A 13,462-nucleotide genomic window follows, 5' to 3' on the forward strand; every position below is an offset into this window, starting at 1 on the left:
GTACATACCGCCTGCGGACAGAATCAGGCGGTATGTACTTCTTCAGCTTAGAAGAAACCTAGTGGAGCAGTGTCATAACTAACCAACAAGTTCTTGGTTTGCTGATAATGATCCAACATCATTTTGTGCGTTTCGCGGCCTATTCCAGATTTTTTGTATCCTCCAAAGGCTGCGTGAGCAGGGTACAGGTGATAACAGTTGGTCCACACCCGACCTGATTCTATTGCCCGGCCCATCTTGTGCGCTAAATTAGCGTCTCGGGTCCAAACGCCTGCACCCAAACCGTAGGCGGTGTCATTTGCGATAGCGATTGCTTCTTCTGGTGTTTTGAACGTCGTAACCGAAATGACAGGGCCAAAAATTTCTTCTTGGAAAACACGCATCGAATTATTGCCTTTAAGGATAGTAGGCTGAATGTAGTACCCATCATCAATTGCTGGAGCAGATTCTTCAGAAAAACCACCAGTTAACACTGATGCACCTTCTTTACGGCCAATGTCGATGTAACCCATAATTTTATCGAACTGAATTTTTGATACTTGGGCGCCTACCATAGTGGCGTCATCAAGGGGGTTACCGCGAACGATTTTTTTGGTTTTTTCTAGCACACGCTCCATAAACTCGTCGAAAATATCTTCTTGCACTAGGGCACGTGAAGGGCATGTACAGACTTCACCTTGGTTAAAGAAACCCAAAGCAAAACCCTCTGCACATTTATCGAGGTAATCATCTTCAAAGTTGGTAATGTCTTTGAAGAAGATATTTGGAGATTTACCGCCAAGTTCTACCGTAGATGGAATGAGATTTTCAGCTGCACATTTTAAAATGTGACCGCCTACTGCAGTTGAGCCAGTAAAAGCAATTTTGGCGATGCGTGTACTTGTTGCTAAGGCTTCACCGGCTTCTTTGCCGAAACCGTTAACGATATTAAGCACGCCCGCAGGAACTATATCAGCAATTAATTCGGCCAATATAAGGATACTCGCAGGTGTTTGCTCGGCAGGTTTTAGCACGATGCAATTACCTGCAGCGAGTGCTGGAGCCAATTTCCATGCTGCCATCAGGATAGGGAAGTTCCATGGAATAATTTGCCCAACAACGCCCATTGGCTCATGAAAGTGATAGGCAACGGTGTTGTCATCAATCTGCGAGAGTGTACCTTCTTGCGCTCGAATGCAGCCTGCATAATACCGAAAGTGGTCGACCGCTAATGGAATATCTGCACCCATGGTCTCTCTGATGGGCTTACCATTGTCCCAAGTTTCTGCAACAGCTAGTTTGGTGAGGTTCTCTTCCAAACGGTCCGCAATTTTTAACAAGATATTTGAACGTTCTTGCACTGAGGTTTTACCCCATGCATCTTTTGCGGCATGAGCAGCATCAATAGCCAATTCGATATCTTCTGCACTAGATCGTGGGATTTCGCAAAAGTCTTCGCCAGTGACAGGGGTTAGGTTCTTGAAGTAAACACCTTTAACTGGCGCCACCCATTCACCGCCGATAAAGTTTTCATATTTATCTTTAAAATTGATTACAGCATCAGCGCTGCCTGGGTTTGAATAGATCATAATGTACCTCTTATCATTGACTGGAAAATTCAGCGTATGTTTGGTTCAAAGGATTTCCCCTGAGGGATGAAGCCAATGTGTTAGTTCGGGTACTAGAATAGGCGGCAAGCGTTGAAGAGCACCATGCTTCCTTTGCACAAAAAAACTCATACTTTAGAAGTAGGATATAGGTCTATAGCTGGATGTAGCATGTTTGGGGATGATACTGAGATGGGAAAACGCCAAACCGCAGGGATAAAAAAGCCCTCTATGGTAAAGAGGGCAGGTTTCAATGAACTATGGGATAACTATGAGACAATACTTTAAGCGAAAGCTTGCTCCAGTGAATGGTCGCCGTTAAACAATTCGTAAGTCTTGTTGGTTAAATTCTGGTTGCTTAGCAGGTATACCAGCGCATCGGCGACGTCTTCTCGGGTGATGATCATCTTGTCTTTACTGTGTGGTTTAGCTGTTTGGAAACCGCCTTTGGCATCTTCATCTTTTAAGCTACCAGGGCGTAAAATTGTGTACGCTACACCACTGTTGATTAAATGTTCATCCGCCATGTGTTTGGCGACTAAATAGGGCTTCATTTTGTCGGAGCCTTGAGAGGGGTCATCGGCGCCGATAGAGCTGACCATAACAAATTGAGAGACATTTGCTGCTTTAGCATAATCTACAGCCTTACACGCGGCCCATAAATCGATGAGCATGGTTTTATCCGCACCCGTACTACCGCCGGAACCCGCTGCGAATATTACCTTGTCGCAGCCTTTGAATGCATGACTAAAATCTTGCTCTAAATCACCCTCTACCACATCTAACTTGTCACTCTTGATATCATTCAACTTAGACTTGTCTCTTACTAGTCCAACAACGGTTTCGCCGTTATCGAGTAGCTTTTGTGTCGTCATTTTGCCGATCTGTCCGCTTGCGCCTATTATCAATGTCTTGCTCATTTTTTTTCTCCTAAAGTCTAGTATTCCTCGCGTAAATAAACCGCTTATGATGGCGGTGTTGTTTTAATAAGGCTGAACATATCTTTGCTCATGGCCTAATAACACTGGGGTCTTATTTGTCGGTTTCAATGAATAAGAGGTTATTAGCATTTATACGACGATCTGTGCGATAAAGACCAGAGGGAGGAAAAGAGAAAGACAGTTCGCACGTAAAATGTACATATTGTACGTAAGTTCAGCGAATGGTAGGCAAAAAAACAATTAAATGTGAAATGACCGCTGAAATGCTTGTTTTTTAATACCAAGCCCCAAGGTCTATTACTAGCAACAAGAAGACGTACAGTAACAAATACAGTACAACAAAGAAGTAACGTTAATCCAAAAGGAAAACCTATGAAAATAAATCTTTCAGGTCACCATGTAGAATTAAGCGATACCGTAAAAGAACATGTAAACGAAAAATTTTCTAAGCTAGCAAGCCATTTCCCAACACTAATTGCCCTTGATATCATTATTTCCAAAGAGCATGGCGAGTTTGATGTAGAAATCAGCACCCAATATGAAGGCTCACGTATCTCGGCCTCAGCAGAGAATCCGGTAATGTATCCCGCTATTTCTAAGGCAGCCAAAAAGTTAGATGCTGCACTTAAGCACCGTAAAGGACAGTTGAAAGGGGATTTACACAAAAAGCCTGAATGCACCACCCCAGATATTGCCCATGAAATTATTCAAGAGATGGATTTACGTTAAGGTAAATAACCCTTCGTCTCAGAACATATAGCCGCTCTTTGAAGCGGCTTTTTAATGTTCCCGCACCAAATAGATACCCCATCGTCGTTGGCGCTAGACAGTCAACGGAGGGTTGATTACCATGCGCGACAGCGCCGTCACTCTTCGATATGTGCCGGGCATCATCAAACCTTTGTTATTTTAAGTGGGAACACAGTGTTGATCAGCGAACTTCAATTTCAATTTAGCGACGCCCAAAAGGCCAACCGATTTCTTAATGAATTAACACACTGGACATCGTCATCAGGCAATGTGGCGGTTAAAGCGAAACTCGCCAAGGGCTCTGACACTGTGAGTGTTAAATATCAATTCGACGGTAAAGGGTTTGATTACACCTGCTCTGAACTTGACGATTTAGCCAATCAGTATGGCGGGGAAGAGGTTTAAGTTAAGGCTTTGATGTGAATGCGTGGAGCGAGAAGGTGGAAGTGAGAGGATAAAACGCCCACGCATAAAGCACATGGGCGTTATTCAATATCAGTTAAGTGATTGACACACTAGGATGAAACGTCGTGACAACCTCAGCTATTTGTTCGCGTAGCCACATATGCGCATGGTCATGATCCGCGCTCACATGCCAATACAAAAAGTATTCTACAGGTGCTAATTCGAAAGGTAATTCGTATATCGAGCAATCATAATGCTTAGCAAGATGATAAGGCACACATGCAATTAAATCAGTCTTTACAATCACGGAAGGCACGGTCAAAAAGTGTTGGCCGCGCATCACTACACGTCGTTTTAAATTTAATTTATCCAGTGCAACATCAATTGGACCTGCACCTGTGCGTCGCTGAGAAATATTGATATGCCCAAGTTGTAAGAACGTATCTATATTTAAACCTTGGCTTAGCGCCGGGTGATTACGCCGCGCAATGACAACAAACCTGTCTTCTGCGATTTTCTGTTTACATAAATGTGGGTCAACAAATGCCGAGGAGGCATCTGCGTAAAAATCTAAACTACCGCTTGCCATCGCAGAAACAATATTACTGCGTGAAATATCGTAGCTAGTAAGGGTAATGTTAGGCGCTACGTTCTGTAGCTGAGCAGTTAGCCTCGGCATGATACTCGCTTCAAGTAAGTCTCTGGCGGCAAAGTTATAGCTTATTTCTGCTGTAGCGGGATCGAATGTGTGACTTTCTTGCACACTCTTACGTAACAAACCCAGCGCTTCTCGAGCGGGACCAATGATATTCTGCGCTGCCGGAGTCGGCGTCATGCTGTGGCCTGTGCGCACAAATAGTGGGTCGTTCAACATTTCTCGTAAGCGTGCGAGTGAGTTACTGACAGCCGGTTGCGTTATACACAATACGTCAGCAGCTTTGGTCAAACTGCCTGCGGTATATATCGCATCGAATACGGCAAAAAGATTAAGATCTATTCTATTTAAATTCATAGTATTTTCACTTTACGCTCTGATTAGGCCTAGAGTAGCCTAAATATTCCATCATTTGAGGTAATGTTGGATTATACAGAACATTCATTAAATTAATAGAACGAGAATATCTTTTGGATGTAAAAAATTGTAATAAAGTGCTTTAATTCAAGCATATAGCTGAAAATAGGGCGTTTTTGTTACTGATTGGTATAAAAAAACCACCCGAGTGGGTGGCTTTTTTTAGAGGGGACAAATTTAATAGTTTGCATTACCTGGTGTACGTGGGAAAGCAATGACGTCTCGAACGTTTTGCATGCCAGTGACATAAGCAACTAAGCGCTCGAAACCGAGACCAAAACCAGAGTGAGGCACTGTGCCATAGCGACGTAGGTCACGATACCAACTGTAATCTTCTTGATTCAAACCCATTTCAGCTAAGCGACGATCGAATACATCAAGGCGTTCTTCACGTTGTGAACCACCAATGATTTCACCGATCCCAGGAGCGAGTACATCCATAGCGGCAACGGTTTTATTGTCGTCGTTAATACGCATATAAAACGCTTTAATGTCTTTTGGATAGTTCTGCATGATAATAGGCGCGCCCACATGCTCTTCTGCCAAGTAGCGCTCGTGCTCTGACGACAAATCGACACCCCAAGAAACAGGGAACTCGAACTTCTTGCCGCAATTTTGCAAAATTTCGATGGCGTCGGTGTAGTCCATGCGCACGAAGTCTTGCTCTATGACTTTTTCTAACCGCGTAATCGCATCTTTGTTGATACGCTGTGCGAAAAAGGCCATGTCATCAGCGCGTTCAGCGAGTACTGCTTTGAACACGTATTTAAGCAAATCTTCAGACAATTGAGCGATATCGCCCAGATCGGCAAATGCTACTTCAGGCTCAATCATCCAAAATTCAGCTAGGTGACGGCTGGTGTTTGAATTTTCAGCACGAAACGTTGGCCCAAAAGTATAGATTTTTGACATCGCAGTCGCGTATGTCTCACCGTTTAATTGACCTGATACCGTTAGAAAGGTTTCTTTTCCGAAAAAATCTTGGCTGAAGTCAACTTGACCTTGTTCGGTCGTAGGCACATTCATCATATCTAGGGTAGACACACGGAACATTTCACCAGCGCCTTCGGTATCACTTGCTGTCAGAATAGGGGTGCTGACCCAGCAATAGCCACTTTCGTGGAAGAATCTGTGTATTGCTTGTGACAAACAGTTACGCACGCGGGTAACGGCGCCAATTACGTTTGTTCTTGGGCGCAAATGAGCGTGTTCGCGAAGGTACTCTAAACTATGACGCTTCGGTGCCATAGGGTAGGTATCTGGATTTTCTACCCAGCCGACAATTTGAATTTCTTCGGCTTCAATTTCAAGCGATTGGCCTTGGCCTTGCGATTCCTTTAGCACGCCAGTGGCGATGATGGAGCAGCTAGTGGTTAACCGTTGAATGTCGGCATAATTATTCAGGGTATTCAGGGCGATGACCTGAATAGGGTCAAAGCAACTTCCGTCATGTAATGCAACGAAGGATAAACCAGCTTTCGAGTCACGACGGGTTCTAACCCAACCTTTTACGGTGACCTGCTGACCTACTGAATATTTACCGGCAAAAATATCTGCCACTGGGGCTTGCGCCATGTTTTCTCTCCAAACCACTTTGGGTATTTAGTAAAATTTAGCAAGGCTAAATTATGTCATTTTTTTAGGGGTAAGTGCCATGATAACGCTGCATAATCGGCTAAAATAGCTAATCTTCAGTACATAACGAACCAATTCGTGTGAAAAGTAGGCGCAGATGACCAATATTTTACGTCCGTTTGTTGGCTAATTTCACAAGGTGTGTAATCTTACTCAGGTGACGCTTAGACTCAAGAAAAATCGGATGCGAACAATCAATGGAAACAGACAAGCAAAATTGGCAAGGTGAAAACCGTCGTAAAACACGAGTAGAGAACGATAAATTATTTCAAACGATCGTTGGGGTGAACGTTGTTGGCTGGGTGGTCTTCGTGGCTGCTTTGATCGTGTTTCATTATGCCCGCCCAGAATTCGTAACAGGTGTACAAGACTTTTGGGGGGTGACTGGTCGCGAACAGTGGTCGTCCTCTTTAAGTACCTATTTAGTCGCTCTGCTTTTTGCCTGTGTGGCATTAAGTTTGACGGTTTTGTTAATGAAGCGAAAGCGAACCAGAAGAAAAAATGACAATTTCGGTATCAATGGATTGGTATTGTTGTTGGTCGCGTCTTTGAGCCTTGCGGCGTTATTCTTCGAATTTAATTAATGCGTAGCGCCCATTTGCTTAATGGGCGAGTTTTATTTACCGTAAAATTGATACGCCTCATTTTACGCTCAATATTCCCTCAAAATCAGTTTGATAGCCCTCACTTTGGTGGCTATATTGTAGTGGTCTTGCATACGAAAGTGCATTAGGGACAAGTCACACAAAAAGGAATTTTTAGAGGAACTAATAATGTCTAATAATAAAACACTTGTATCACTTCTATTTACCGTTGCTGTTCTTGCTACCGTTATATCTGCTTTTTTGCCTTTGGCGAATATCCCGCAACAAACCTCTGGCACCTTATTTTTTATGGTCGCTATTTTATTGTTTAAAGTTGCAGGTGCTATTTCAGCGGGTATTTTGGTGATGCTCTTTGTCAGTGATAGACCGTGGCGAAAGCTGCGTCATATTGAAGACATCAACTTTGCCCAAGGCGATCAACCAAATGAGGTAAAACGACAGCCGTTTAATCATGCCTACAACGGTCATTCGCCGAAATAACAGTTTGCTTTAAGGGGCGTTAGTAAAAAGGCGCCAATAAACAGCGCCAAAATCACTATATTTCAGAAGCTTTTGGCTCACGGGTATCTACGAATCCTCATGAGCATTCTCGTTACTCCTGAGCAAATAGGTCAGTACTGAAATAACGCTCTGCAGTATCCGCTAGGATCGTCACGATGTTTTTGCCCGCAAGCTCTGCTCGCTGAGCAACTTGAACAGCCGCACATGCTGCTGCACCGGATGAAATACCCACAGGCAAACTCTCTACACGAGCAAGTTCCCTAGCATAAGCAATAGCATCTTCGTTACTCACGGTAATAATTTCATCTAGCAAGCTGACATCTAATACATCTGGTACGTGCCCTGAGCTCAAACCCTGAATTTTGTGCACACCCGCACAGCCTTCGCTCAACACTGGGCATGAAGCGGGTTCGACGGCAATGATTTTGATATTTGGATTGCGAATTTTAAGCGCTTTGGCGATCCCTGTGATGGTGCCGCCTGTACCGACGCCAGCGATCAGCACGTCAACTTCTCCATTTGTGTCGCGCCAAATTTCCTGTGCGGTGCTGTTAAAGTGCATATCTGGATTCGCTTGGTTGCCAAACTGATCGAGCATCACTGCGCCTTGCGTTTCTGCTACCAAGGCTTTCGCTTTATCGATAGCGCCTTTAGTGCCCAAATCTTTCGCCGTGGTAACCACTTTCGCACCATAGTGCTTAATCAATTTTTGTCGCTCAATTGACATATGCTCTGGGATCACTATGGTCAATGGAATCCCTTTCATGGCACATATCCATGCACAAGCAACGCCGTTGTTGCCTGAGGTTGCTTCAATAATTTGAGTATTTTCATCAAACGAATCTGACAACATGAGTGCATTGATCATGGCCAGCGCAGGACGGTCTTTAATTGAGCCAGCAGGATTGAAGTATTCCACTTTAGCGAGTATTTCGCCTTGTACCTTGTACTTATTGCCTAAGCGACTTAAACGCACTAGAGGTGTATTGCCAATAGTTTGAGTGATGTCGTCGTAAATGCGCCCTTTGGTAGCGGGTGCTGAAGAGCTTTTAGGGTCGTTTATCAGTTTGTTGTTTTCGTTATGAGTGTTATTTACAGCCATTGAAAGGGCTTCGTTCGACATGTTAGGTATTCCATTGATAGAAAAGAAAACAGGTCAATACTATGCCACGCATATAGCAGAATAAATTTCTAACTATTGTGCTTGTTTTTGTAAATTTAAAAAATTATTCTCATTTAATGGTTTTTATTAGAGTTAATTTTTATGGATAGGTTGGACAGGGAAATATTAAGACTTCTGCAGAATGATGCAACTTTGTCTGTTAGTGATATCGCCGAACAGATTGGTCTGAGTTCAACCCCTTGTTGGCGACGCATTCAAAACCTTGAAAAACTGGGAATCATTAAGAAACGTGTGGCGCTACTTGATGCAGAAAAACTTAATTTGGGCATGACTGTATTTGTGCAAGTCAAAGCTGCGCAACACGACATCAATTGGTTGGGTCGATTCGCTGAATATGCCGCCGGCATTGAGGAAATTGTAGAGTTTTACCGCATGAGTGGCGAGTATGATTACATGCTTAAAGTGGTTGTAGCTGACATGAAAGCCTTCGATGTCTTTTATAAACGCCTAGTAGGGGGCATTGAGTTGTCAGACGTCACATCGAGTTTTGCTATGGAGCAAATTAAGTACACCACAGCACTTGCGATATAATAGTATTTAATACCTTCAGAAAAATAGTGTAATGTTGCTGACGAGTACCTCCTAAGCGTGATAATTTATTCGAATATTGACTCTTCTTGAGTAAGTATTTATTTTAGGTCAACACTCCAAGTTCAACACACATAATAATAGCGCACAGGCGCATATATAAGGTTCTATATGGAATGGTATTCTATCCTTCCGCCGATCATCGCAATCGTGGTGGTTTTTTGGCGTAAAGAAGTGATCTTGGCGTTGATTCTCGCCATATTTTCAGCTGAAGCATTACTTGCTTACCGAAATGGTAGCGAGTTTATATTCAGTGGCATTATTGGCTCAATTGAGCGAGTTATCGAAATAGCCAGTTCGGCAGGGAATGCACGCATTCTCATATTTAGTATGTTAATCGGCGCGTTGCTTGCGTATATACGCAATTCGGGCGGAGTCACTGCCACTGTTGAGATGCTAATCAATAAAGGCGTAGCGAAAAGCAAACGTCAAGTTGGCTTACTTACCATGTTTACTGGCATAGTGGTTTTTATTGAGTCCAACTTGAGCGTACTGGCGTCGGGCATTTTATCTCGTGGATTGTACGATAAATTTAAAATGAGCCGAGCACGTCTAGCGTACGTTATCGACAGCACCAGTGCGCCCGTTTGCATCTTGATTCTACTTAACGGCTGGGGGGCGTTTGTCCTTGGCTTATTAAGCAATTACGAATTAGAAGAATCTCCGGTTTCGATATTATGGGGCACTATTCCATTTAACTTTTACGCCATTATTGCACTGCTCATCGTGACCTACACCATAGTCACAGATAGAGTACACGGACCTATGCGTGAAGCAGAGCGCGAGATGCAGCAGAATAACGACGTAAGCTTGCCGATCCCACCTAGTAAAGCACGTTTTATGCTTATCCCTCTTGGCACCATGATATTCGGTATGATTGGCTTTATGTTGTGGACAGGGGATGGGGACATTGCCGCGGGAAGTGGCAGTAAATCTGTACTGTACGCAACTGTGCTGGCTTGTATGGTCGCGTACTTTTTATTGATAAGTGCTAAAAAATATACTCACAAAGAGTTGGTAGATGAAGGTTTCAAAGGCATGGGGGAGATACTGCCACTGGTCACCATAGTGTTATTTTCACTTACATTAGGGGGGAGCTTAAAAGAGTTGGGCACAGGGATTTTCGTGGCTAACCTAGTGGGCGACTATCTGCCATTATCCTTGATTGTACCTGTGCTGTTTTTAGCTGGAGGGATCATGTCTTTCACCACGGGAACAAGTTGGGGCACTTTCGCTATTCTCATTCCTATTGGTGTACCACTGATTCAAACCTTAGGTTTACCGCCTTCCCTTGTATTGGCGGCAATACTCGGTGGCGGGGTGTTTGGCGATCACTGTTCGCCGATATCCGACACCACCGCTGTATCGTCGATTGCATCAGGTTGTGACTTACTGACCCACGTTCGAACTCAAATGCCTTATGCCTTATTTGGTGGCGCACTGGCGTTTATCGCGTACTTTATTGCCAGTCTGATCATGCTGTAAACGCGTCTTCGCGATGGCATCATTTAGCTAGGCAGGCTAAATGATGCATTCACTGGTTATATGTTTAACATAAAAGGAAGTCTGATGAAGTATTCACTCATAGTTGTACTGTCATTTTTTATGCTCAGCGCGTGCAGTGCGCCCGAGCAAGTAGTGCACAAAGCCTCTCTGGCAACTCAAAACGAAGTGAGCATAGGTCAATCGGCGGTTGCTATGCCTGATGCGTTTAGCGCAGATGTAGCGCAGCAAATTATGCTAGATGGCGGTAATGCAATTGATGCGGCGATTGCTGCCCAGTTTGTATTAGCCGTGACCTTGCCAGAAGCAGGAAATATTGGCGGTGGCGGTTTCATGCTGGTTTACAAAGATAAAGAATCTGACTTTATCGATTATCGCGAGCAAGCGCCGCTTGCTGCCCATCGTGATATGTACCTTGATGCCCACGGTGATGTGGTGCCATATCAATCTGTGATTGGCATTTTGTCATCAGGCGTACCCGGCACAGTGGCAGGCATGTGGTTGGCGCATGAAAAATACGGCACATTACCGTGGAAAGACCTAGTCGACCCTGCTGTTAAATTAGCGATTGAGGGCTTTGTAATGCCGCAAAAACTCGCTGGCTACATTAGCCGTTACAGCAAGCGGTTAAAAGACAAAGGTTTTGACGTCAACTTTGATGATTACTTTGCCTCAGCTAAGGCTGGCGAAGTGTTTAAACAACCGGAGTTAGGCGCGACATTGGCGCTTATTCGGGACGAAGGTCGTGATGGTTTCTATAAAGGCAAAACAGCAAAAATCATCGCTGATTTTATGGCTAACAATAAAGGCCTGATCACAGAACAAGATTTAGCGGAGTATGAAGCTAAAGCTCGCCAACCTATCAGTGCTAAATGGCGCGAATACGATGTGCTGACCTCGCCACCGCCAAGTTCAGGCGGTATTGCGATAATTCAATGGCTAACCATGTACGACAAGCTCACTAAGGGCAAAGATAAGCTTGAGCATAATTCTGCACCCTATGTACATTTGTTAGCAGAGGCCGGGAAACGTGTGTTTGCCGATAGAGCTGAGTACTTAGGGGACCCCGATTTTGTTCAAGTGCCGGTCTCAGAGCTAATCGATCCAGACTATATTGCTAAGCGCGGCGCTAATATCAGCGTGGATAGCATCTCAGTAACTGAGTTAATCAAGCCTGGCCTTAAAGAAAGTGAGGAAACCACGCATTTTTCGATTATCGACAAGTGGGGCAATGCAGTCTCCAATACGACGACCATCAACCTTGGTTTTGGCAGCGGCGTAGTAGTAGAAGGCGCAGGCTTTTTATTAAATGATGAAATGGATGACTTCAGTGCTAAACCTGGTGTAGCAAATGTGTTTGGTGCAGTAGGCGGTGAGGCTAACGAAATCCACCCGAAAAAACGTATGCTTTCGTCCATGACTCCCACTATTGTATTAAAAGATGGCAAAGTGAGTGTAGTGACGGGGTCACCCGGTGGCACTACCATTATTAGTTCAGTGTATACTTCTATTCTAAACGCGTTAGAGTTTAATATGAGCGCCCAGGAAACCGTTGATGCTCCGCGCTTTCATCATCAGTTACTGCCTAAAGATGTTATCCGTTATCAAGATGGTTTGACCCCTCAAACGGTTAAAGCATTGGAAGACATGGGGTACACCATGAATAACAATCGCTTCGGGGATTTACACACGATCATCAACCGTGGTGGTCAGTTAGACGCAGGCTCTGAGTCTCACGGGCGAGGTAAATCGATCGTATTTTAAGTTCGTGTTGTGACGGTTTGAAACGAAAACGGTTGCCTTGAAGCAACCGTTTTTGTTTTTACTTTCAATTTAATACAACCGATAAATAAACTAGTGATGATGACCGCCAGCCAGTGCATTGCCTTTATCATCGTAAAAGCCAGATGCTCCTTTTTCAATAAAGCCTAAGGTAACCATTTTTGTGAGAAAAGGATCGCTGTGGTCGTCACCAATATCGGCAAAATCTGTGGTCTGGTATTGTGAACGTTGTGCAAAGAAACGATCAACTTCTTTGGCGTCGTGATTAACTTCAGTCAAGGTCCACATTTCTTTTTTGTTGTCTTGTTGCCAACTGTATTCGAGCAACAATGATTGCTCTACTGCCCACTGCACGCTAATTTTAGTATGGCCAATGGTTTTACTGTAGTGACGTGTTAGCTCGCAACCCGTGCCTGTTTCTTTTACTAAATCAAGTTGTGAAAGCAGTGCTTGTGAGATCAGATTGTTACGATAATCCCAGTCTGTTTCGGTTTTTCCATGTACCTTTTCCCCGGGTTGGTATTCGATGGCGCGCTCAGCGCTGTCGAAGAATCGCGTGGGTTTGACTTGTTGATTAGGAGACAAGTACCAACTTTCAGTGATCTGAGTTTGTGGGTAGTGGTGCGCTACGGTTTTTCCGTTTCGGTATAAAACTAATTCGCTATTACGGCTCTGAACACCATTGCTTGACTCAAGGATATAGGATGCCCCGAGTTTTGAAGGCGTTGTTGCACATTGGGCATTCGCTTGGGGCGCCGCAAATGTGGGCGATGTGACGATTGAGATCGCTGTGACTGCTGAGAGCGCTAAACCCGTTGCTAGTAATGTACGAATATTAATGAGCGTCTTTTTCATATTTTACTCCTGCAGGTTAAGTACAAAGCCATTGGTATAGTAAATGATAGGCTGCG

13 protein-coding genes are annotated in these 13,462 nt (G+C 44.1%); 7 read left to right on the forward strand and 6 right to left on the reverse strand.

The genetic code is table 11. From position 1 onward, the window contains the following. Positions 1-47: 47 nt before the first annotated feature. Positions 48-1,568 carry an acetaldehyde dehydrogenase ExaC gene (gene exaC / locus GMES_RS15860; protein WP_006993754.1) on the reverse strand — a complete coding sequence of 507 codons (1,521 nt, stop codon included), beginning with the start codon at positions 1,566-1,568 and terminating at the stop codon, positions 48-50. 302 nt (positions 1,569-1,870) lie between these two features. After that, entirely contained in the window at positions 1,871-2,506 is a 636-nt protein-coding gene (locus GMES_RS15870) for an SDR family oxidoreductase (RefSeq protein WP_006993756.1), read from the reverse strand. 393 nt (positions 2,507-2,899) lie between these two features. Between GMES_RS15870 and hpf the strand changes: the two genes are divergently transcribed. Next, positions 2,900-3,256, forward strand: a complete 357-nt coding sequence (gene hpf / locus GMES_RS15875; protein WP_006993757.1) for a ribosome hibernation-promoting factor, HPF/YfiA family — start codon at positions 2,900-2,902, stop codon at positions 3,254-3,256. A 195-nt stretch (positions 3,257-3,451) separates the two neighbouring features. Continuing rightward, entirely contained in the window at positions 3,452-3,682 is a 231-nt protein-coding gene (locus tag GMES_RS15880) for a hypothetical protein (protein ID WP_006993758.1), read from the forward strand. Positions 3,683-3,776: 94 nt separating this feature from the next. Here GMES_RS15880 and GMES_RS15885 read toward each other — a convergent pair whose 3' ends face one another. Both GMES_RS15885 and asnS read right to left on the reverse strand, forming a co-directional pair. After that, positions 3,777-4,694, reverse strand: a complete 918-nt coding sequence (locus GMES_RS15885) for a LysR family transcriptional regulator (RefSeq protein ID WP_006993759.1) — start codon at positions 4,692-4,694, stop codon at positions 3,777-3,779. A 237-nt stretch (positions 4,695-4,931) separates the two neighbouring features. After that, complete coding sequence (asnS, locus tag GMES_RS15890) at positions 4,932-6,329, reverse strand: asparagine--tRNA ligase (RefSeq protein ID WP_006993760.1); 1,398 nt, start codon at positions 6,327-6,329, stop codon at positions 4,932-4,934. 257 nt (positions 6,330-6,586) lie between these two features. On the opposite strand from asnS, the gene GMES_RS15895 reads away from it, so the two are divergent. Continuing rightward, positions 6,587-6,973: a hypothetical protein gene (locus GMES_RS15895; protein ID WP_006993761.1), complete on the forward strand. Its 387-nt coding sequence runs from the start codon at positions 6,587-6,589 to the stop codon at positions 6,971-6,973. Positions 6,974-7,162: 189 nt separating this feature from the next. Beyond that, complete coding sequence (locus GMES_RS15900) at positions 7,163-7,474, forward strand: hypothetical protein (RefSeq protein WP_006993763.1); 312 nt, start codon at positions 7,163-7,165, stop codon at positions 7,472-7,474. A gap of 112 nt (positions 7,475-7,586) precedes the next feature. Here the strand turns inward: GMES_RS15900 and cysK are convergent, their stop codons facing one another. After that, on the reverse strand, positions 7,587-8,618 hold the full coding sequence (cysK, locus tag GMES_RS15905) for a cysteine synthase A (protein ID WP_006993764.1): 1,032 nt from the start codon (positions 8,616-8,618) through the stop codon (positions 7,587-7,589). Positions 8,619-8,759: 141 nt separating this feature from the next. On the opposite strand from cysK, the gene GMES_RS15910 reads away from it, so the two are divergent. From GMES_RS15910 to ggt, 3 genes are all read left to right on the forward strand, one after another. Beyond that, positions 8,760-9,209 carry an Lrp/AsnC family transcriptional regulator gene (locus GMES_RS15910; protein ID WP_033187016.1) on the forward strand — a complete coding sequence of 150 codons (450 nt, stop codon included), beginning with the start codon at positions 8,760-8,762 and terminating at the stop codon, positions 9,207-9,209. Positions 9,210-9,377: 168 nt separating this feature from the next. Beyond that, positions 9,378-10,751, forward strand: coding sequence for a Na+/H+ antiporter NhaC family protein (locus tag GMES_RS15915; protein WP_006993766.1), 1,374 nt, complete (start codon positions 9,378-9,380; stop codon positions 10,749-10,751). Positions 10,752-10,835: 84 nt separating this feature from the next. Continuing rightward, entirely contained in the window at positions 10,836-12,533 is a 1,698-nt protein-coding gene (gene ggt, locus GMES_RS15920; protein WP_006993767.1) for a gamma-glutamyltransferase, read from the forward strand. 90 nt (positions 12,534-12,623) lie between these two features. On the opposite strand, the gene GMES_RS15925 is transcribed toward ggt, so the two are convergent. Next, the gene (locus GMES_RS15925; RefSeq protein WP_006993768.1) at positions 12,624-13,406 is read right to left on the reverse strand and encodes a hypothetical protein; all 783 of its coding nucleotides are present in this window, start codon (positions 13,404-13,406) and stop codon (positions 12,624-12,626) included. Positions 13,407-13,462: the final 56 nt, after the last annotated feature.

It is taken from the genome of Paraglaciecola mesophila KMM 241 (assembly GCF_000315015.1).
Taxonomy (GTDB): Bacteria; Pseudomonadota; Gammaproteobacteria; order Enterobacterales; family Alteromonadaceae; genus Paraglaciecola; species Paraglaciecola mesophila.

Excerpts from the sequence above, each read along its gene's own strand:
- exaC (WP_006993754.1), bottom strand. The coding sequence starts at position 1,568 with ATGATCTATTCAAACCCAGGCAGCGCTGATGCTGTAATCAATTTTAAA.
- GMES_RS15870 (WP_006993756.1), bottom strand. The coding sequence starts at position 2,506 with ATGAGCAAGACATTGATAATAGGCGCAAGCGGACAGATCGGCAAAATG.
- hpf (WP_006993757.1), top strand. The coding sequence starts at position 2,900 with ATGAAAATAAATCTTTCAGGTCACCATGTAGAATTAAGCGATACCGTA.
- GMES_RS15885 (WP_006993759.1), bottom strand. The coding sequence starts at position 4,694 with ATGAATTTAAATAGAATAGATCTTAATCTTTTTGCCGTATTCGATGCG.
- asnS (WP_006993760.1), bottom strand. The coding sequence starts at position 6,329 with ATGGCGCAAGCCCCAGTGGCAGATATTTTTGCCGGTAAATATTCAGTA.
- GMES_RS15895 (WP_006993761.1), top strand. The coding sequence starts at position 6,587 with ATGGAAACAGACAAGCAAAATTGGCAAGGTGAAAACCGTCGTAAAACA.
- GMES_RS15900 (WP_006993763.1), top strand. The coding sequence starts at position 7,163 with ATGTCTAATAATAAAACACTTGTATCACTTCTATTTACCGTTGCTGTT.
- cysK (WP_006993764.1), bottom strand. The coding sequence starts at position 8,618 with ATGTCGAACGAAGCCCTTTCAATGGCTGTAAATAACACTCATAACGAA.
- GMES_RS15910 (WP_033187016.1), top strand. The coding sequence starts at position 8,760 with ATGGATAGGTTGGACAGGGAAATATTAAGACTTCTGCAGAATGATGCA.
- GMES_RS15915 (WP_006993766.1), top strand. The coding sequence starts at position 9,378 with ATGGAATGGTATTCTATCCTTCCGCCGATCATCGCAATCGTGGTGGTT.
- ggt (WP_006993767.1), top strand. The coding sequence starts at position 10,836 with ATGAAGTATTCACTCATAGTTGTACTGTCATTTTTTATGCTCAGCGCG.
- GMES_RS15925 (WP_006993768.1), bottom strand. The coding sequence starts at position 13,406 with ATGAAAAAGACGCTCATTAATATTCGTACATTACTAGCAACGGGTTTA.